At 77.6% G+C, this 19,160-nt stretch carries 16 protein-coding genes; 7 read left to right on the top strand and 9 right to left on the bottom strand.

Annotated features, from left to right (window positions below):
- Nucleotides 1-42 precede the first annotated feature (42 nt).
- On the bottom strand, nt 43-687 hold the full coding sequence (locus ACI79F_RS21765) for a hypothetical protein (protein WP_456547295.1): 645 nt from the start codon (nt 685-687) through the stop codon (nt 43-45).
- Between the two features lie 225 nt (nt 688-912).
- Between ACI79F_RS21765 and ACI79F_RS21760 the strand changes: the two genes are divergently transcribed.
- Both ACI79F_RS21760 and ACI79F_RS21755 read left to right on the top strand, forming a co-directional pair.
- On the top strand, nt 913-2,244 hold the full coding sequence (locus ACI79F_RS21760) for a DUF222 domain-containing protein (protein WP_456547294.1): 1,332 nt from the start codon (nt 913-915) through the stop codon (nt 2,242-2,244).
- Between the two features lie 169 nt (nt 2,245-2,413).
- Entirely contained in the window at nt 2,414-2,995 is a 582-nt protein-coding gene (locus tag ACI79F_RS21755) for an AAA family ATPase (RefSeq protein WP_456547293.1), read from the top strand.
- Nucleotides 2,996-3,034: 39 nt separating this feature from the next.
- Here the strand turns inward: ACI79F_RS21755 and ACI79F_RS21750 are convergent, their stop codons facing one another.
- Nucleotides 3,035-5,569: an HAD-IC family P-type ATPase gene (locus tag ACI79F_RS21750; protein ID WP_456578943.1), complete on the bottom strand. Its 2,535-nt coding sequence runs from the start codon at nt 5,567-5,569 to the stop codon at nt 3,035-3,037.
- Between the two features lie 136 nt (nt 5,570-5,705).
- Between ACI79F_RS21750 and ACI79F_RS21745 the strand changes: the two genes are divergently transcribed.
- Complete coding sequence (locus ACI79F_RS21745; protein ID WP_456547291.1) at nt 5,706-7,265, top strand: sensor histidine kinase; 1,560 nt, start codon at nt 5,706-5,708, stop codon at nt 7,263-7,265.
- Here ACI79F_RS21745 and ACI79F_RS21740 read toward each other — a convergent pair.
- Both ACI79F_RS21740 and ACI79F_RS21735 read right to left on the bottom strand, forming a co-directional pair.
- Nucleotides 7,262-10,102 (bottom strand): FAD-binding and (Fe-S)-binding domain-containing protein, encoded by a 2,841-nt coding sequence (locus ACI79F_RS21740; RefSeq protein WP_456547290.1) that lies wholly within the window; start codon nt 10,100-10,102, stop codon nt 7,262-7,264. The genes ACI79F_RS21745 and ACI79F_RS21740 overlap by 4 nt on opposite strands.
- 32 nt (nt 10,103-10,134) lie before the next feature.
- The gene (locus ACI79F_RS21735) at nt 10,135-11,019 is read right to left on the bottom strand and encodes a universal stress protein (RefSeq protein ID WP_456547289.1); all 885 of its coding nucleotides are present in this window, start codon (nt 11,017-11,019) and stop codon (nt 10,135-10,137) included.
- 173 nt (nt 11,020-11,192) lie between these two features.
- Between ACI79F_RS21735 and ACI79F_RS21730 the strand changes: the two genes are divergently transcribed.
- Nucleotides 11,193-11,429 carry a hypothetical protein gene (locus tag ACI79F_RS21730; protein ID WP_456547288.1) on the top strand — a complete coding sequence of 79 codons (237 nt, stop codon included), beginning with the start codon at nt 11,193-11,195 and terminating at the stop codon, nt 11,427-11,429.
- A gap of 9 nt (nt 11,430-11,438) precedes the next feature.
- On the opposite strand, the gene ACI79F_RS21725 is transcribed toward ACI79F_RS21730, so the two are convergent.
- From ACI79F_RS21725 to ACI79F_RS21710, 4 genes are all read right to left on the bottom strand, one after another.
- Nucleotides 11,439-12,896 (bottom strand): PP2C family protein-serine/threonine phosphatase, encoded by a 1,458-nt coding sequence (locus tag ACI79F_RS21725; protein ID WP_456547287.1) that lies wholly within the window; start codon nt 12,894-12,896, stop codon nt 11,439-11,441.
- 95 nt (nt 12,897-12,991) lie between these two features.
- Nucleotides 12,992-13,453 (bottom strand): universal stress protein, encoded by a 462-nt coding sequence (locus tag ACI79F_RS21720; protein ID WP_456547286.1) that lies wholly within the window; start codon nt 13,451-13,453, stop codon nt 12,992-12,994.
- Nucleotides 13,454-13,517: 64 nt separating this feature from the next.
- On the bottom strand, nt 13,518-14,723 hold the full coding sequence (locus ACI79F_RS21715; protein WP_456547285.1) for an MFS transporter: 1,206 nt from the start codon (nt 14,721-14,723) through the stop codon (nt 13,518-13,520).
- Entirely contained in the window at nt 14,720-15,400 is a 681-nt protein-coding gene (locus ACI79F_RS21710; protein ID WP_456547284.1) for a TetR/AcrR family transcriptional regulator C-terminal domain-containing protein, read from the bottom strand. The genes ACI79F_RS21715 and ACI79F_RS21710 overlap by 4 nt, the downstream gene beginning before the upstream one ends.
- An 87-nt stretch (nt 15,401-15,487) precedes the next feature.
- Here ACI79F_RS21710 and ACI79F_RS21705 point away from each other — a divergent pair, with 87 nt between their 5' ends.
- The 3 genes from ACI79F_RS21705 to ACI79F_RS21695 all read left to right on the top strand — a co-directional run bounded on the left by ACI79F_RS21705 (nt 15,488) and on the right by ACI79F_RS21695 (nt 18,339).
- The gene (locus tag ACI79F_RS21705; RefSeq protein ID WP_456547283.1) at nt 15,488-16,564 is read left to right on the top strand and encodes an NAD(P)-dependent alcohol dehydrogenase; all 1,077 of its coding nucleotides are present in this window, start codon (nt 15,488-15,490) and stop codon (nt 16,562-16,564) included.
- 10 nt (nt 16,565-16,574) lie between these two features.
- The gene (locus tag ACI79F_RS21700; protein ID WP_456547282.1) at nt 16,575-17,306 is read left to right on the top strand and encodes a glutamine amidotransferase; all 732 of its coding nucleotides are present in this window, start codon (nt 16,575-16,577) and stop codon (nt 17,304-17,306) included.
- Between the two features lie 154 nt (nt 17,307-17,460).
- Entirely contained in the window at nt 17,461-18,339 is an 879-nt protein-coding gene (locus ACI79F_RS21695; RefSeq protein ID WP_456547281.1) for an alpha/beta hydrolase, read from the top strand.
- A 19-nt stretch (nt 18,340-18,358) separates the two neighbouring features.
- Here the strand turns inward: ACI79F_RS21695 and ACI79F_RS21690 are convergent, their stop codons facing one another.
- Entirely contained in the window at nt 18,359-18,922 is a 564-nt protein-coding gene (locus tag ACI79F_RS21690) for a TetR/AcrR family transcriptional regulator (RefSeq protein ID WP_456547280.1), read from the bottom strand.
- Nucleotides 18,923-19,160: the final 238 nt, after the last annotated feature.

Raw genomic sequence — 19,160 nt, 5'->3', positions numbered from 1 at the left:
GGTGCTCGGGGACGGGGTGGGGTGCGGAGGGGAGGGGGCCGGTCACGCGTCCTCCGTGTCGCTCGTGCCGCCGGTGCTGTCGCTGCTGCCCGGGGCGCCGCCGGAGCCTGCCGGGACGCGGACGGTCACCGCCGTGGCGGTGTCGCCGTCCACCACGGCCTCGACCAGGACGCTGTCGCCGACCCGGAGGTCGGCGAGCGTGCCGCTCGCCGTCGCGACGGCGGTGTCGGTGGTGACGGCGTAGGTCACCTCGGTGCCGTCGGCGCTGGTGACGGTCAGGGAGTCCGCGGTGACGGCCGTGACCTCGCCGGTCTGGACGGTGGCGCCGGTCGTCGTCCCGCCCTCCTGGGGCAGGGCGCCGGTCGTGCCCTGGTCCTGCGGCGCGGAGCCCATGGGCCCGCGGCCGGGCACGGTGCCCTGTTGCTGGGGGACGCCTCCGGTCGCGTCCTGCGCGGCGTCCTCGGCCGCGGCGACCGGGGCGGCCGCCTCGGGCTGGTCCGCGGACGCCGCGACCGCGGCCGTGGCCCCGGCGGCGACCACGGCGGCGGCCGCTCCGCCGGCGACCAGCCACCGCCGGCCGCGCCGGGGCCGGGTCACCGCCGCCGGCGGCGCCGCGGGTGGCGGGGGAGGTGCGCCGGGGGGCGCCGGCGTGCGGGCGCCGTCCCGGTCGAAGACCCACTCCTGCACGGGGATTCCTCTCGTCTGGTGCTGGGGTCCGCAGCGCACGGCTGCGGTCCGTCGGTGCGTCCACCGTCGGTGGCCGTGCTGGACGAGGGCTGGCGGCCGCGTGCGGGAGTCCTGTGAGTCGGGCGCTCGGCTGAGCGCTGGAAGATGTCGGCCGGATCTGTGGACGGATCCCTGACCTGGGGATTTCATCAGTCAGCCGGGCCGCCGGATCGCTAGAATCCGTACATGTGTTCGACTCTCGACCCGGCCGCCGAGGTCGACCGGCTGCGCGCGATGGGCGACGGCGAGCTGCTGGCCGAGGTCGCCGAACTGGTCGCCGAGCAGAACCGGGTGGCAGCGCGGCTGACCGCCGCGGTGCGGGTCGCCGATGCGCGGCTGGCGTGCGAGCACGACGGGGTGAAGACGATGCAGTCCTGGCTCCGAACGCACGGTGGGATGAAGTCGAACGCCGCCGCGGCGCTGGTGCACCGCGGGCGGGCGCTGGCGCTGCTGCCGGCTACCGCCGCGGCGTTCAGTTCGGGTGCGATCGGGGTCGAGCACGTCACCGAGATCAGCAAGGTGGTGGCGCCCAAGCACGCGGCGATGGCGGCCGAGCAGGGCATCGACCTGGCCGAGGTCGATGCCGCCCTGGCGACGATCGCTGCCGGGCAGACCTTTCAGACCCTCACCGAGGCGGTGGCCGAGTACCTGACCCGGCTCGATCCCGACGGGCCGGAGCCGGAGCCGATCACCCGGCGGTCGCTGCGGTTCCTCACCCATCCCGACGGCACCGTGACCGTGATCGCCGAACTCGACGCCGTCGGTGGGGAGAAGGTGAAGGCGGTGATCGAGCCGATGGCGGCGACCTCCCGCTGCGCCGGCGACGAGCGCACCCCGGCCCAGCTGCGCGGGGACGTGCTGGTGCAGTGGGCCGACAACACCCTCGCCGCCGGCGCGGTGCCGATCCAGCGCACCCGCAAGCCCGGCATCGCCGCCGTGCTGGACCTGGACGACCTGGTCGACCCCGCGCTCGGCAAGACCGCCGCCGAGCTGGGCTTCGGCGCCACCATCTCCGCCGCCCGCGCCCGCTGGCTGGCCTGCGACTCGGTGGTGGCCCGCGTGATCATGGGCCCGGACGGCGAACCGATCCACCGCGGCCGCGAGGTCCGCATCGTCCCCGCCGCCCTCCGCCAGCTGCTCGACCTGCGGGACCAGGGCTGCGTGTTCGCCGGCTGCGACGCCCCGCACTGGTGGTGCGAGGCCCACCACCGCATCCACTGGGCCTTCGGCGGCCAGACCGACCCGGACAACCTGGGCCTGCTGTGCGAGCGCCACCACGGCAAGGTCCATCACGGCTACCGCATCGAACGCGACCCCGACGGCACCTGGCACACCTACCGCCCCGACGGCACCGAGATCCTCCTCGACCGCGACCAGCTCCTCAGCCGGATCGACTCCCTCGCCGACGAGGCCCGCCGCAGCCGCGGCGCCAGGTCCCCCGGCGCCACGTCCCGCGGCGACGGCCTGCGCATCGACGGCGACCTGCGCAGCCGCGGCGACCTGTTCGTCCCCGTCTGACGGCACCCGGGTCCCGTCCAGCCGCCCGCGCGACCGCGCCGGCGGCCACGGGCGCGCGCCCGGTCCGTGGTGCCTCGCTCCCCACGTTCACAGCGCACGCCCAGGTGGCTCCCTGCCGGGCCGCATGCGGCGCGTGGACCGTGGGGTGCCCAGGCAGGAGGGAGCCGGCATGACGAACGGGACGACGCCCGGCGCGATCGGGCTGCTGCCCTCGCGCACGCCACCGACGGGGGGTGTGCTGGTCGTCGTGGGCGGCCTGCCCGGCAGCGGCAAGACCACCCTGCTCCGGCGCTGGCTCACCGACGCCCGACAGGACCACACCGGTCCGGACGTGGTCGGGCTGGACTCCGAGGACGTCGCGGCGCGGGTGCGGCGGGTCGCCAGGCGGCTGCCCTACCGGGTGCTGCGGCCGGCCGTGCACCTCGCCCACCGGTGGCGGGTGCTGCGGGCCATCGCCGGTCCCGCCCCGGTCGTCGTCCTCACCGACCCGTGGACGAGCCCCCGGTGGCGGACCGCCGTCCTCAGCGCCGCCCGCGACGCCGGCCGGACGGTGCGGGTGGTGCTCCTCGACGTCCCGCCCGAGGAGGCGCGCGACGGGCAGACCGCCCGCGGCCGGTCGCTGTCGGACCGCGCGATGCGGCGGCACGCCACCCGCTGGCCGGAACTGCTCGACGCCGCCGGGGAGGACGCGCTGCGCGTGAGCCGGCCCGACGCCGACCGGCTTGCCCTCGCCCGCGTGCTCGCCGGCTGAGCCGTCCGAGGCGCTGAGCCGGGTCGGCGGGGGCGCCGGTCAGCGGACCGGCGTGCCCTCTGCCGGCAGCTGCGCGATCCCGAGCAGCCGCTCCAGCACCCGGAACCGGTAGGCGGCGCTCAGCAGCCCGAACCAGACGACCAGCGCCGGCAGCACGGTCTGGAACACCGGCTCGGCGGCGTCGGTGAGGCCGAAGTACTCGGTGAACGCCGGGACGAACAACCCCGCGGAGAACGCCAGCACCAGCCCGACCACGAGCAGGGCGGGTCGCCGGTCGCCGTCCGGTCGGGTCCACGACGCGAAGAGCCGGGACGGCGGGCGGAGGAACAGGATCAGCAGGAACGCCGCGTAGGAGACGAACGTCGACAGCGCCGTCTGCGCGCCGATCGTCGCGGCGGCCTCGGTGAACCCGACGTCGTCCGACGACAGGCCGGTGTAGCGCTCGAACGCGTCGACGACGAAGTCCGGCACGCCGTCCGCGTCGGTGAAGCCGTCGAGCAACGTCGTGTAGTGGTGCGCGTAGACGGCGACCCCCGCGGCGGCGGTGACCACCATCGCCGGGACGACGAACCGCCACAGGTTCGTCAGCAGGTGCGGATCCGGCCGGGCGGGCCGCGCCCACGCGGTCAGGAACAGCGTCGGCAGCCCGACGGTCAGCAGGGTGAGGCCCACGTTGGCGGGTGAGTAGGGGAACCCCAGCCCCAGCATCGTGACCGCCAGGATGACCAGCCCCTGCGTGCCGACCCGCACCAGGAACACCTGCATCGAGACGCCGATGCCGCTGATGATCCGCCGGCCCTCGTGCTGGGCGGGCAGCAGCGCCGCCAGCGAGTCGTCGGTCAGCACGATGTCGGCGACGTCGCGGGTGACCGCGCTGCCGCTGCGCATCGCGACCCCGACCTGCGCCCGCTTGAGCGCCCGGGCGTCGTTGACGCCGTCCCCGATCATCGCGACGTACCGGCCCTGCCGGCGCAGGGAGGCGACCAGCCGCTCCTTCTGCTCGGGACCGATGCGGCCGAACACCGACGCACCGCCGACGACGGCGTCCAGGTCGGCGTCGGACAGGCCGTCGAGCCCCGCGCCGCTCACCGGGTCGCCCACCGCGAGGCCGGCCTGCCGGGCCAGTGCCGCGACGGTCGCCGGGTCGTCGCCGGACACCACCTTGAGGTCGACGCCGTCGGCGGCGAACCGCGTGATCGCCTCGGGCACCCCCGGGCGCAGCTCGTCGGCCAGCACCACCAGGCCGAGCGGCTCCAGCTCCGGCAGCCGCGCCCGGCCGGCGTCGTCCCGCAGCGCGGCGCCGGCGTCCACCGCCCGGGCCGCCACGAGCACCCGCAGCCCCTGCCCGGTCCGGGCGGTCACCGCGTCGGTCAGCGGCCGGCCGGTCAGGTGCGGCGCCAGCCGGTCGGGAGCCCCGAGCACGAGCACGCCGTCGCCGGTGCGCAGCGCGCTCCACCGCAGCGACGAGGAGAACGGCACCTCCTCGGCCACCGGCACCGCCTCGCCGGGCAGCGCCGCGGCCAGCGCGGCGCTCGTCAGGTTGGCGGCGGCGACGCTGCGCGCGAAGGAGCCGACCAGGCGCTCGACGTCCGCGGCCGGGAGCGGGCCCACCGGCAGCACCTCGGTCAGGGTCAGCCGCCCCGTCGTCAGCGTGCCGGTCTTGTCGGTGCACACGACGTCGACGTTGCTCACCGACTCCACGGCGTTCACCTGCTGGACGAGCGCCCCCTCGCCGGCGCTGCGCGCCGCCCCGACCGTGTAGGCGACCGCGACCAGGAAGAACAGCCCGTAGGGCACCAGGCCGGACAGGACGGCGGTGGTCTGCACGGTGCGCACCAGGGAGAACCCCTCGAGCGCGGCCTGCGCCAGGATCGTCACGCTCATCAACGCGACCAGGACCATCACCAGCCGGACGACGAACGCGATCCGCCGCTGCAGCGGCGTGGCGTCGGTGCTCACCTGCCGGACGTCGGCGGTCAGCCGGCCGGCGTAGGCGGCGGCGCCGACGTCCCTCGCCAGCTGGTGCCCCTCCCCGCCGACGACGAAGCTGCCCGACAGCAGGTCGTCCCCCGGGCGCTTCAGCAGCGCCTCCGACTCGCCGGTGAGCAGCGACTCGTCGACCTCCAGCAGCCCGCCCCCCACGACCGGTCCGTCGACCACCACCTGGTCCCCGGGCCCCAGGTGGAGCACGTCCCCGCGGACCACCTCGTCGGGGACGACCTCGAGGTCGCGGCCGTCGCGGACCACGGTGACGCGTCCCCGGTTCAGCAGCTGCAGCCGGTCGAGCTTGCGCTTGGCCCGGATCTCCTGGACGGCGCTGATGGCCGCGTTCACCAGGCCCAGCCCGACGCTGGTGAAGGCGTCGCTGTACCGCCCCAGCGCCGGCAGCGCCCCGCCGATGACGAACAGGATGACGTTGAAGAAGGAGAAGACGTTGGTGCGCAGGATCCGCGCGTACCCGCGCGACGAGCCGCGGACGGTGGCGTTGCCCTCCCCGCGACGGCGCCGCTCCCCGGCCTCGGCGGTGCTGAGGCCGGCCGTGGCCGTGGCCTCAACGGGCGCCTGCACGTCCACGCCGTCCCCCTCCGCCGCCGTTGGCCAGGAGTCTTCCCCGCCCCGCGCGGCCGCGCGCTCCGGACCGGGCGGTCCGTCCAGCGAGCTCACCGCCGGCGCCCAGGCACCCGGCAGGCGGGCGGCCGACCGTGGGGTCATGCGACGCCCGTCCTCCCGCCGGCTCTCCCTGCGGGCCCGGCTGCTCTGCGCGTTCCTCGTGCCGCTCGCCGTCGTCCTCGCGGTCGTCGGCGTGGTGGCCACGACGGCGCTGCGCAGCCAGCTCGTCGGGGAGGTCGACACCCGGCTGGACGCGGCTGCCGACCGCTCCTCGCACGCCGACGAGGCGCCGTGGGACGACGACCGCGCCGACGGCGGCCCCGGCTGGCTGCTCGCCCCCGGCCAGGGTGACGGCACCCTGGGCGCCAGCATCACCGACGGCGTCGTCACCGCGGCCGCGGTGATCGAGGCCGACGGGGACGGGCGGGCGCTGACCGGCGCGCAGGCCGCCGCGCTCGCGGACGTCCCGGCCGACGGCGAGCCGCGCACCGTCGACCTCGGCGGCGCCCTCGGCGAGTACCGGGTCGTCGCGAGCAGCGAGGGCGACGGCTCCGTGCTCGTCACCGGCCTGCCGCTGGACCCCGTGCACACCGCGCTGCTGCGCCTGGTCGCCGTCGAGGTCCTCGCCGGGCTGCTCGGGCTGCTCGCCGCGGGCGCGGTCGCGCACCTGGTCATCGGCCGCACGCTGCGGCCGCTGCACCGGGTCGCGGCCACCGCCGGCCGGGTGGCCGAGCTGCCGCTGGCCTCCGGTGAGGTGCGGCTGGCCGACCGGGTGCCGGCGGCCGACACCGACCCGCGCACCGAGGTCGGCCGGGTCGGCGGCGCGCTGAACCGGCTGCTCGACTCGGTGGAGGGCGCGATGGCCGCCCGGCAGACGTCGGAGACCCGGCTGCGGCAGTTCGTCGCCGACGCCAGCCACGAGCTGCGCACCCCGGTGACCTCGATCCGCGGCTACACGGAGCTGCTGCGGCGCACCACCGACCTGCCCGAGGACGCCGACCGGTCGCTGCGCCGGGTGGAGGCCGAGGCGGTGCGGATGTCCGGCCTCGTCGACGACCTGCTCCTGCTCGCCCGCCTGGACGCCGGCCGCGAGATCGTGCCCGGCACCGTCGACCTCACCGCCACCGTGCTCGACGCGGTCAGCGACGCCCACGCCGCCGGGTCCGCGCACCGCTGGCGGGTCGACCTGCCGCCGGCCGCCGTCCTCGTCCCCGGCGACGCCGCCCGGCTGCACCAGGTCCTCACCAACGTGCTGGCCAACGTGCGCACCCACACCCCGCCGGGGACGACGGCGACCACCCGGCTGCGCGCCGAGGACGGCGTCGCGGTGCTCGAGGTGGTCGACGACGGGCCCGGCATCCCCGACGGGCTGCAGGCCGGCGTGTTCGAGCGGTTCGTCCGCGGCGACGCCTCCCGGAACCGGGCCAGCGGCAGCACCGGCCTGGGCCTGGCGATCGTGCAGGCCGTGGTCTCCGCCCACGGCGGCAGCGTCGCGGTCGCCAGCCGGCCGGGGCGCACCGCCGTCACCGTCCGGCTGCCGTGGGCCACGGTCGAGGAGCCCAACGCCGACGACGACGAGGCGGCGACCGAGGAGGCGGTGACCGACGACTCGCCGACCGACGGGGAGCCGGCCGGCGTCCCCGCGCCGGTCGCCGGCTAGCGGGGCAGCCGGTCGGCCAGCAGCTCCGCCAGGTGCAGGCCGCGGCGGCCGGCGAGGTCGTCGAGCTGGGTGCGGCAGGAGAAGCCGTCGGCCAGCACCACGCCGTCGGCCGGCAACGCGTCGACCGCCGGCAGCAGCTGGTGCTCGGCGATCGCGACCGACACGTCGTGGTGGCCCTTCTCCACGCCCCAGTTGCCGGCCAGCCCGCAGCAGCCGCCGAGGCGCTGCACCTGCGCGCCGGCGGCGCGCAGCAGCCGCTCGTCGGTCGTCCAGCCCATCGTGGCGTGGTGGTGGCAGTGCGGCTGGGCGACCACGGGCAGCCCGGTGAGGTCCGGCGCGGTCCAGCCGGGGGTGTCGCGCAGCAGCTCGGCCAGGGTGCGGACGGCCGCGGCGACCTCCTCGGCGCCGGGGACGAGCTCCTTGGCCTCGCCGCGCAGCACCGCGGTGCACGAGGGCTCGAGCCCGACGATCGGCACGCCGGCCGCGGCCAGCGGGGCGAGGGCGGCCACGGTCGGCGCGAGCACCCGGCGGGCGGCGTCGAGCTGGCCGGTGGTGATCCAGGTGAGCCCGCAGCAGGTGTCCGCGCCGGTGACCTGCACCCGGTAGCCGGCGTCCTCGAGCACCGCGACCGCCGCGTGCGCCACCGACGGTGCGAAGTGGTCGGTGAAGGAGTCCACCCACAGCGCGACCGGCGGCCTGTCGTGGGTCGCGGTGTCGTCCCCGCCCACCCGGGCGGCCCACTCGGCGCGGAAGGTGCGCGGCGCGAAGGCCGGCAGCGAGCGGCGCTGGTCCACCCCGGCGGTCCACTTCGCGAGCCGGCCCCCCAGGCGGGAGCGCATGAAGCGGTTGGCCAGCCCCGGGGTGCGCGCGGCCAGGTCCGACCAGAACGGCAGCCGACCCAGGACGTAGTGCGACCGCGGCCGGATGCGCCGGCGGTAGGTCTGGTGCAGCACCTCGGACTTGTAGGCGGCCATGTCCACGCCGGTGGGGCAGTCCCGGGAGCAGCCCTTGCACGACAGGCACAGGTCCAGCGCCTCGTGCACCGCCGGCGAGCGCCAGCCGGTGACCGGGCCGCCGGGGGCGAGCATCTCCTGCAGCACCCGGGCCCGGCCGCGGGTGCTGTCCTTCTCCTCCCGGGTGGCGACGAACGACGGGCACATCACCCCGCCGGAGTCCGACAGGTCGGCCCGGCACTTGCCGACGCCGGTGCAGCGGTGCACGGCGTTGGAGAAGTCGCCGCCGTCGTGCGGGTAGGCCAGCGCCAGGCCGGTGCGCAGCCGGGGGGCGGCGGCGACCCGGATGTCGGCGTCCACCGGCGCGGGGCGGACCAGCACCCCCGGGTTGAGCACGTCGTCGGGGTCGAAGACGGCCTTCACCCGCTCGAACAGGCCGATCACCTTCGACGAGTACATCGACGCGAGCAGCTCGCCGCGGGCCCGGCCGTCGCCGTGCTCGCCGGAGATCGAGCCCCCGTGCCGGGCCACCAGGGCCGCGGCGTCGGTGACGAACGACCGGTAGGCGTCCCGGCCGCGGTCGGGCTCCCGGCCGAACGGGAAGTCGATCCGCACGTGCACGCAGCCGTCGCCGAAGTGGCCGTAGGGGACGCCCTGCAGGGAGTGCTCCCCGAGCAGGGCGTCGAACTCGCGCAGGTAGGAGCCCAGCGACTCGACGGGGACGGCGGCGTCCTCCCAGCCGGCGTGCGCCGGGCGGCCGTCGGAGGTGCGCGCGGCCAGGCCGGCCCCGTCCTCGCGGATCCGCCAGATCGCCGCGGCCTGCGCGACGTCGGTGACCACCAGGGTGTCCACCGCGCCGGCGTCGGCGACCACGCCGCGCGCCTTCGCCTCCACCTCGGCGACCGAGTCGCCGGTCAGCTCCACGATCAGCCAGCCGTTGCCCTTCGGCAGCTCCGGGACGACGGCCGCGGGCACGTCGCGCAGCCGCTGCACGATGCGCTCGTCCAGGCCCTCGACGGCGGTGGGCCCGTGCGCCAGCAGCGGCGGGGTCGCGTCGGCCGCCTCGGCCATCGACGGGTAGCCGAGCACGACCAGGCCGCGGAACGGCGCGTCGGCGACCAGCCGCACGGTCGCGCCGAGCACCACCGCGAGCGTGCCCTCGCTGCCGACCAGCGCCCGGGCGACGTCGAAGCCGCGCTCGGGCAGCAGGTGCTCCAGCGAGTAGCCCGACACCTGCCGGCCGAAGCGGCCCAGCTCGGTGCGGATCGCCGCAAGGTCCCCGGCCACGAGCTCGCGCAGCCGGTCCAGCGTCGGCGACCCGGTTCCCGGTCCGGCGCCGAGGGTCAGCCGCTCCCCGCCGCCGGTCACCACGTCCAGCCCGACCACGTTGTCCGACGTCCGCCCGTAGCCCAGCGCCCGGGAGCCGCAGGCGTTGTTGCCGATCATCCCGCCGACCGTGCAGCGGTTGTGCGTGCTCGGGTCGGGGCCGAAGCGCAGGCCGTGCGGGCGGGCCGCGGCCTGCAGGGCGGCCTGCACGATGCCCGGGTCGATCGTCGCCGTGCGGGCCTCCGGGTCGATCGCCCGCACGCCGTTCAGGTACCGGCTGGTGTCGACGACGACGCCGGGCCCGACCGCGTTCCCGGCGATGGACGTGCCCGCGCCGCGCGCGGTCAGCGGCACGCCGAGGGAGCGGCACACCTCCAGCGCGGCGACCAGCTCGTCGGGGTGCCGCGGGCGGACGACCGCCCGCGGCAGCACCCGGTAGAGCGAGGCGTCGGAGGAGTACAGCGCCCGGGCCAGGCCCGAGTCGTCGACGTCGGACAGTCCGGCTCGCCGCAGGGCCTCCGCCAGCTCGCGGGTCTCGGCGGGGGCGGTCGTGCTCACGGGCCGACCCTACGGCGGCCGCCCGGCGGGCTTCAGCCGAGGGCGCTGGTGTCGTCGTGCCGCTCCTGCGCCCCCGCGACCCGGGACGGTGCGGGCAGCAGCTCCATCGGCGAGGTGCAGTGCCGCAGCAGCCAGCGGTGCAGGCTGTCCAGCGGCCGGTGCAGCAGCCCGCCGTGGCCGGCGGTGAGCAGCAGCAGCGGCGTCGGGCAGGCCGCCATGATCACCCGGCTGCCGGTGGCGCCGGGCAGCGGCACGTGCGACGCGTCGACGCCGGGGTGCCGCTGCCCCCAGGCGGCGGGGTCGGCGGTCCAGCCCGCCCGCTCGCCGCCGGCGTGCAGCACCATCAGCGGCCGGCCCAGCCGGGTCGCCGCCTCGGCGGCCGCCGTCGCGACCGGCTCGTCGTCGGCCGGCTCGCCGAGGCCGAGCACCGCCACGATCGGGCGGTCCGTCCCGGGGGACGTGCGCTGCCGGGGGACGACGACGACCGGCGCGGGGCTGGCGGCGACCACCTTCTGGGCGACCGGGGCGAGCACCATCTCGTCGTTCGCGCCGGTGGTGGAGATCCCCAGCACCACCAGCTGTGCGCCCTCCGCGGCGCGCAGCAGGGCGTCGACCGGCGCGTCGGTGACGACCTCGGTGGTGGTCTCGACGGCGGGCGCGGTGTGCCGGGCGGTCGTGTACGCCGTCCCGGTCAGCTTGCGGGCGGCGCGCAGGTCGGTCCGGCCCCCCGGTTCGGCCGGCCGCAGGTGCGGGGCGGCGTGCACGATGCGCAGCGGCGCCTCTCGCCGGGCGGCCTCCGCCGCCGCCCATCGCACGGCCTCCAGCGCGCACGCGCTGCCGTCGCTGCCGACGACGACGGCGGGCGGGGCGGCGGCCTGTTCGGCGCCGTGGGCAGCGGTCGGGGTCGTCAGGGTCACGTCGCACCTCCGGGCGGTTGCCCCCGTGCCCCTCCAGGGTCCTCCGCCGCCCTGGCCGCGCAACCCTCCCGCGCGGGGGGTCCGCCGCACCGGCACCGACCGGCCACGCGGCCGCCACCGCGCGGTCGCCGGGGCGTCGCCGCGCCGTCGCCGGGGTGCGGCAGTGTGCGCCCATGGGAGCCGACCTCTACGTCGCGGGCACGCCCGCAGCCGTCCCGGGCCGCGCGGGGGACGGCGCCGGGGAACTCGCCGACCGCGTGGTCGGCCGCGCGCACGCCGTGTCCCGCCCCGTGGTCGACGGCCTCGCCGCCGCCGAGTGCGGCGAGCTGGTCACCGCGGTGTCCGACCTCGCCTGGCACCGCGTCGGCGCGGCCGCCCGCTGCCCGGAGTGCAGCCGTATCGCCGGCTGAGCCGGGTGGTCAGGAGCCGGCGCCGACCGGCAGGCAGCGGACGGCGAGGACGGCGACGTCGTCCTCCGCGCGGTCGGGCACCAGCCGGGACAGCAGCCGGTCGCACAGGGCGCCGGGGTCCAGGCCCGGCAGGTCGGCGATCGCGGCTGACACCCGGGTCAGCCCCTCGTCGATGCTGACCCTCCCGGCCTCGACCAGCCCGTCGGTGCACAGCAGCACCGTGTCCCCGGGGCGGACGGTCGCCTCGTGGTCGGTGCGGGTGGCCGGGAACTCGGTGCCGAGCATCCGCTCGGAGGTCGCCTCGAGCAGGCGGGTGCCGCCGTCGGCCTGCAGCAGCAGCGGGGGCAGGTGCCCGGCCGAGGACCAGCGCAGCGTGCGGCTGCCGTCCGCACCGGAGGCCTCCAGCCGGGCGACCAGCGCGGTCGCCAGCGTGCCGACGTGCAGGCCGGCGAGCACCCGGTCCACCCGCACCAGCGTGCCGGCCGGGCTCTCCGGGCGGTCGTAGGCCAGCGTGCGCACCGCGCTGCGCAGCTGGGCCATCGCCGAGGCGGCCTCGACGTTGTGGCCGACGACGTCACCGATGACCAGCAGCGTGGCGCCGTCGGACTGCTCGAAGGCGTCGTACCAGTCGCCGCCGACGAGGGCGTGCGAGCTGGCCGGCCGGTAGCGGACGGCGATGGCCAGCCCGGCCGGCTGCGGCGGCGGGGTGAGCAGGCTGTGCTGCAGGGTCTCGGCGACCTGCAGCTGCCGCTCGTAGAGCCGGGCGTTGTCCAGGGCCAGCGCGGCCCGGCGGGCCACCCGCACCGCCGTGGCGATCTCGACCGGGCCGTGGGGCGGCCGGTCGCCGCCGTTGATCAGCGACAGCACGCCGAAGGCCGCGCCACGCGCCTGCAGCGGCACGAACAGCGACGACCGCGGGTCCAGCCGCCGCCACGCCGCCCGGACCTCGGGGTCGGGCTGGGCGTCGGGCCCGAGGTCGGTGGCGATCTCGGTGATCTGCACCGGCTCGCCCGAGCGCAGCGCGGCGTTCACCGACGCCTGGTCGCGGGGCGCCGTGAGCCGCCGGGAGATGTAGGTCTCGACGTCGCGCAGCAGCTCCGGGTCGGTGTGGGCGAGCGCCGAGCGGGCGGGGGCGCCGTCCTCGCCGAGCACGGTGACCGTGGCCCAGTCGGCCAGCCCGGGGACGACGAGCCGGGCCAGCTGCCCGGCCGCCTCGGTCACGTCGAGGCTGCCGGCCAGCGCGTCCAGCGCCGCGGCCGGCACGGCCGCCCCGTCCCCGTCGGCGCCCAGCCGCACCGCCACCCGGCCGTCGGCGGGCTCGACGGTGACGGTGAGCCGCTCGCCGGTCTCCGGGTGCGCGCCGGACCAGGTGACCGGGTCGCCGGGCGACGCGCCGAGCGCGGCGCTGAGCCGGGCGACGAGCGGGCCGAACCAGTCGGGCGCGTCGCCGTCGGCCGGTGCGCTCACGTGCGGCTCCCCTCTCGTCCGCAGGCCGCTGCGGCAGGGGACCGGAGGGGAAGGGTACGCCTGCCGCCGGGGCGCTCGAGGGCGTCCGGTACGGCCTACGGGACGACGGTCACCGGCCACTCGCCGGCGCGGACCAGGCGCAGCGCGATGCTGCCCGCCACCCGGTGCCCGGGGGAGGTGGAGGCACCCACGACGACGGCGTCGGCCCGCCGTTCGCGGGCCACCGCGGTCAGCTCCCGGTAGGGGTTGCCCACGCGGACGACGAACTCCGCCGGCGGCGCGCCGGGTTCGGCGAGCTGCTCGACCGCCTGCCCCAGCTCGGCCTGCACGGCGTCCTGCACCTGCCGGGCGGAGACGAGCGCCTGCGGGTCCAGACCGGCGCCGAGCGCGGCCGCGGCGGGCACCGGCTCGCGCACGTAGACCAGCACCAGCCCGGCCTGCTGCCGGCGCGCCAGCCCGACGGCGTAGGCGGCGGCCCGCAGCGAGGTGGGGGAGCCGTCGACCCCCGCGACGACGGTGGCGCCGCGCGGGGCCCCGGGCGGGCGGTCGGGGTCCACGCAGCGACCGTAGCCGCGGGGCACGGCGCGAACGGCGCGGACGGCGCGGTCCCCGCCGGCCCGGTCAGCCCGCGGCGGTCGGCCGCAGCACCCGCCCGAGCACCAGGGTGACCAGCCCGGCGGCGACCACGGTGAGCAGGGCCGCCCGCAGGCTCGCGGCGTCGGCGAGCAGGCCCACCAGCGGCGGGCTGACCAGGAACCCGATCCGCAGCAGCCAGTTGACGACGGTCAGCCCGGTGCCCGGCCGCAGCCCGGGCAGCGCGTCGGCCGCGGCGTAGACGGCCGGGACGAGCGTCGCCACCCCGAGACCGGCCAGCGCGAAGCCGGCGAGCGTGAGCGGGACCGACGGCAGCGCCAGGGCCAGCCCGGTGCCGGCCGCGACGAGCGCGCCGCCGCCCCGGGCCACCCGGCGCTGGCCGAACCGGTCGACCACCCGGTCGCCGGTGAGCCGGCCGACGGTCATCGCGGCCGAGAGGGCCACGAAGCCCAGGCCGGCCGCGGCCGCGCCGGCGCCCAGCTCGGTGCGCAGGTACAGCGCGCTCCACGAGGAGCCGGCGTCCTCGACGAAGGCCCCGCAGGCGGCGAGCACGCCCAGCGCGGCCATGCCGCCGACGACCCCCCGCCGCGCCGGCCGGCCCGGGGGGACCGCGCCGCCGCCGGCCGCGTCGTCCCGGTCGGCGTCGTCCGGCCCGGGCAGCATGCGGCGGCCGGCGGCCAGCGCGAGCCCGGCGAAGACGACGGCGGTGGCGCCCAGGTGCGCCGCGAGCGGAACGCCCAGCCCGGCCGCCGCCGCGCCGAGCAGCCCGCCGGTGACCGCGCCGATGCTCCAGACGCCGTGGAAGGAGTTGAGGATCGACCGGCCGTAGCGCCGCTGCACCCGCAGCCCGTGCGCGTTCTGGGCGACGTCCACCACCGCGTCCAGCGCCCCCGCCACCAGCAGCGCCGCCGCCAGCAGGCCCCAGGACGGCGCCACGCCGGCGGCCCAGATCGCCGCGGCCAGCGCCACCAGGCCGGCCGACGCCACCCGCGCCGAGCCGAAGCGGCGCATCAGGGCGGCCGAGGACAGCGCGGCCAGCAGCGCGCCCAGCGGCAGGGCGGCCAGGGCGGCGCCGAGGGAGGAGTTGCTCAGGTCGAGCCGGTCCTTGACCTCGGGCAGCCGCGGCACCAGCGCCGCGTACAGCACGGCGTTGGTGAAGAAGCAGGCGGCGACGGCGGCGCGGGCCGCGCGGACCGGGCGGGGTGGGGCGGACGGCGGGGCGGAGGCCGTCACGAGGCGCGCGCGGGGACGTCGGCGAGGGCCCGCTCCAGGCCGTCCAGGACGAGGTCGAGGCCGAACCCGAACTCGTCGCCGAAGTCGTAGTCGCGCTCCGTCGTCCGCTCGACCATGAACTCGGCCAGGTGCGGGTACGCGCCGTCCGGGAACCGCGCCAGCATCGCCCGGGTCAGCTCCGCGGTCTGCTCCGGGCTCTCGAGGGGCAGCGACCGCTCCTGCAGGGCGAAGCCGTAGACGTAGCTGTCGATCGCGGAGAAGGCGTGCCCGGCCAGGGCGACCGGGAAGCCCGCGCCCCGCAGGCAGCCCAGCACGGCGTCGTGCTGGCGGAGCGTCACCGCGCCCGGCGAGGTGCGCGACTCCAGCAGCCCGATCGCCCAGCGGTGCCGGGTCAGCGCCGCCCGCATCGACTCCGCCCGCCGCTGCATCGCCGCCCGCCAGCGCTCGCCCGGCGCGGGCAGGTCGATCTCGCCGAACACGACGTCCACCATGCCGTCGAGCAGGTCGTCCTTGTTGGCGACGTGGTTGTACAGCGACATCGCCTCCACGCTGAGGGCCTCCCCGAGCCGGCGCATGCTCAGCGCCTCCGCGCCGATGCCGTCGGCCAGCTCGACGGCCGCGGACAGCACCCGCTCCCGGCTCAGGGCGGCGCGCGCCCTGCGTGCCTCCGGCGCCATGCGGTCTCCTCTCCTCGGTCCTTGACGGACCTTACGGCGTAAGTCCAGACTTACGGCGTAAGGAACGGCGCGTTCGAGGAGGGCACCGTGCGAGGACGACGGTCGGTCGTGGCCGAGCAGGGGACGCCGTCGCGGGCGCTGGGCGGGGAGCCCATGCGGTCGGTCGTGCAGGAGCGCTGGGGTCGCGAGCCCGAGGACGTGCTCGCCGTCGCGGAGGTCGGGCGGCCGGCGATCGGGGACGGCGAGGTGCTGGTCCGGGTGCGCGCGGCCAGCGTGGACCGCGGCACGTGGCACGCGATGGCGGGGGAACCGTACGCGATCCGGCTCGCCGGCTTCGGCGTCCGCCGGCCCCGGGCGGCCAACCCGGGGCGGAGCCTGGCGGGCACGGTCGTGGCCGTCGGCCCGGGGGTGACCGGCCTCGGGCCCGGTGACGAGGTCTACGGCGTGGGGGAGGCGGCGCTGGCCGAGTACGCGCGGGCGCGGCCGGCGAAGCTGACCGCCGCCCCGGCCGGCCTGACCGCCGTGCAGGCCGCCGCCGTCCCGGTCTCCGGGCTCACCGCCCTGCAGGCCGTCCGGGACCGGGCGCGCGTGCAGCCGGGGGAGTCGGTGCTGGTGATCGGCGCGTCCGGCGGGGTGGGCAGCTTCGCCGTGCAGCTGGCCAAGGCGGCCGGGGCCCGGGTCACCGGGGTGGCCGGCCCGGCGAAGCTGGACCTGGTCCGGTCGCTGGGCGCCGACGCGGTCGTCGACCACAGCCGCGAGGAGTTCCTGGACGGCCGGCGCCGGTACGACGTCGTGCTCGACACCGGCGGCAACCGCCGGCTGACCGACCTGCGCCGCGCCCTGACCGCGCGGGGGCGGCTGGTCATCGTCGGCGGCGAGGACGCCGGCCGCTGGCTCGGGATCCGTCGCCAGCTGCGGGCGCAGCTGCTCTCCCCGTTCACCCGCCAGCGGCTGGGCACGTTCATCGCCTCCGAGGACGCCGCCGACCTGGCGGTGCTGCGCGGGCACCTCGAGGCCGGGCGGGTCACCCCGGCCGTCGACCGGGTGTTCCCGCTGGAGCAGACCGCCGCGGCGCTGCGGCACCTGCTCGACGGCGCGGCCCGCGGCAAGGTGGTCGTCGCGGTCGCTCCCGGCGGCGACGACGGACCGGGCGGGGAGATCTAGCATCGCGGCCGTGCGCCGGCCCTTCCTCCTCCTGGCCACCCGCGCCGAGGACGCCGCCGCCGACGACGAGTACGCCGCCTTCCTCCGCGTCACCGGGCTGACCGAGTCGCAGCTGCGGCGGGTGCGCCTGGAGGCCGCGCCGATGCCCGACGTGGACCTCGACGACTACGCCGGGATCCTGGTCGGCGGCAGCCCGTTCACCTCCAGCGACCCGGACGCGCAGAAGTCGGCGGTGCAGCGGCGGGTCGAGGCCGAGCTGGCCGCGCTGCTGGACCGGGTGGTCCCGGCCGACAAGCCGTTCTTCGGCGCCTGCTACGGCGTCGGGACCCTCGGCGTGCACCAGGGCGGCGTCGTCGACCGCACGTACGGCGAGCCCGTGTCGTGCGTGCCGATCGCGCTGACCCCGGCCGGGCGGGCCGACCCCGTGCTGGCCGGGATGCCCGAGGTCTTCGACGCCCTCGTCGGGCACAAGGAGGCCTGCCGGGTGCTGCCGTCGTCGGCGGTGCTGCTGGCCAGCTCGCCGGCCTGCCCCGTGCAGATGTTCCGCGTCGGCCGCAACGTCTACGCCACCCAGTTCCACCCCGAGCTGGACGTGGCCGGCATCGTGACCCGCGCCCGGGTCTACCAGCACGCGGGGTACTTCCCGCCGGCCGAGCTCGAGGAGCTCGTCGCCCGCATCTCGACCGCGGTGGTCACCGAGCCGGGCCGGATGCTCGCGACCTTCGTCGACCGCTACCGCTGACCGGCGCCCCGGCGCGTGCCCTAGCGTGACCGGGGGCTGGAGCGGCGGCGGGAGGACCACGGGGCATGGCCGGGACCGACAGCCGCGCGCTGGTGCTCGAGGGCGGCGGCATCGCCGGCGCCGCGGTGCTCGACGAGGCGCGGGGGCTCCGGGCGTGACCGCGGTGGCGGCCGGCCCGGCGCCGCAGCGGGTGGACGCCGAGGTCCTCGGCACCCCCGTGTCGGTGCTGGTCGCGCACGCGGAGCGGCCGCGGGGCGTCGTCTACGCCCTGCACGGCGGCGGCTCGGGCAAGGAGTACTTCGACCACCCGCTGGAGCCCGGGCTGTCGCTGCTGCGGCTGGGCCCGGCCCTGGGCTGGACCGTCGTCGCGCCCGACCGCCCCGGCTACGTCCCCGGTGACGGCGCGTCCGCGATGCCGCCGCAGCGGCGGACCGACCTGCTGTACGCCGTCCTGGACACCGTCCTCGACGGCCGCGACCGCGGGGGCGGCGTGCTGCTGCTGGCCCACTCGATGGGCTGCATCTCCGCGATCCGGATGGCGGCCGACCGGCGCGCGCGCGACCTGCTCGGCCTGGAGTTCTCCGGCACCGGGCTGCACCGGTCGCCGGCCGCCTCCGCGGTCATGTCGCCGGGGGACGGCCGGCCCGACGGCACCGAGCTCGGCCGGCTGATCTGGGGGCACGAGGAGCTCTACCCGCCGGGCAGCCGCCGCGCGGTGCGGCCGGCGACGGCCGGCGCGCTCAGCGAGGGGACCGACATCGGCGGCTGGGGTGAGGAGCTGCCCCGGCTGGCTCCGCGCGTGCGCGTGCCCACCCGCTACGTCCTGGCCGAGCACGAGGCCTGGTGGTCGCCGGGGCGGGCGGCGCTCGCCGAGGTGGCGGCCCTGTTCACCGCGGCGCCCGTCGTGGAGACGGCGATCGAGCCCGGCGCCGGCCACAACATCAGCCTCGGCCGGACGGCGCGCGCCTACCACCTGCGCGTGCTGGCCTTCGGCGAGCAGTGCCTCGCCGGCCGCGCCGGCGGGGCCTCCTGAGCCGCGCGCGCGACCCGGCTCAGCGGTGGGCCAGCACCTCGTCGAGGTGGACCAGCGGATCGGCCGAGACCTGGTCGGCGAAGTCGCTGAGCCAGATCCGGAAAGACGCCAGCAGCCGGGCCACGTCGACCCGCATGCGCCAGTCCGGGGTCGCGCCGCCGCGGCGCGTGGCGAGGAAGCCGGCGATCCGCAGTTCGTGGTCCTCCAGCGACATCCACGGCGAGGTGCGGACCTCCTCCGCGTTGCGCACCAGCCGGAAGAGCAGGGCCATCGACCCCTCCTCGGCCACGATGCGCTCGCCGACCTCGCGCAGCCCGCGGCGCAGCACCTCGATGTCGTCGACGCCCAGCGGGGCGGTGGTGATGGTCTCGATGAGCCGGTCGGCGAGGTCCTGCACCGGGGCGGCGAGGACGTCGACCTTCGACGGGAAGTAGCGGAAGAAGGTGCGTGGGGCGATCGCCGCCGCCGCGCAGATGTCGGCGACGGTCACCTTGTCGTAGCCGTGCTCGGCGAACAGCGCCAGCGCGGCGTCCACCGTCGCCGCCCGCGCGTGCGCGCGCTTGCGCTCCCGCAGTCCCTCCATGGCCGCTCACCTCGTCGTGCTCGACCGGCGTCCGCCGGATCCTGTCGAAGGTCGTCGAAATCTGGCATGGTCTGCCGTGTGGCAGAGACTGCCACTTAGAAGTGGAACCGCGCCCGACCGGAGGACCCCCGATGCCCGCGACCCCCGTGCCGCCGCGCCGGGGAGCGGCGGTGGTGGACGGGGACGCGGGCGGGGGGCCGCCGCCCCCCGCCCGCCCCCCCCCCCCCCCGCCGCGCGG

Source organism: Blastococcus sp. SYSU D00868, from assembly GCF_054050575.1.
This window is presented reverse-complemented; position numbering and strand designations above follow the sequence as displayed.

Excerpts from the sequence above, each read along its gene's own strand:
- ACI79F_RS21760 (WP_456547294.1), top strand. The coding sequence starts at position 913 with ATGTGTTCGACTCTCGACCCGGCCGCCGAGGTCGACCGGCTGCGCGCG.
- ACI79F_RS21755 (WP_456547293.1), top strand. The coding sequence starts at position 2,414 with ATGACGAACGGGACGACGCCCGGCGCGATCGGGCTGCTGCCCTCGCGC.
- ACI79F_RS21745 (WP_456547291.1), top strand. The coding sequence starts at position 5,706 with ATGCGACGCCCGTCCTCCCGCCGGCTCTCCCTGCGGGCCCGGCTGCTC.
- ACI79F_RS21730 (WP_456547288.1), top strand. The coding sequence starts at position 11,193 with ATGGGAGCCGACCTCTACGTCGCGGGCACGCCCGCAGCCGTCCCGGGC.
- ACI79F_RS21710 (WP_456547284.1), bottom strand. The coding sequence starts at position 15,400 with ATGGCGCCGGAGGCACGCAGGGCGCGCGCCGCCCTGAGCCGGGAGCGG.
- ACI79F_RS21690 (WP_456547280.1), bottom strand. The coding sequence starts at position 18,922 with ATGGAGGGACTGCGGGAGCGCAAGCGCGCGCACGCGCGGGCGGCGACG.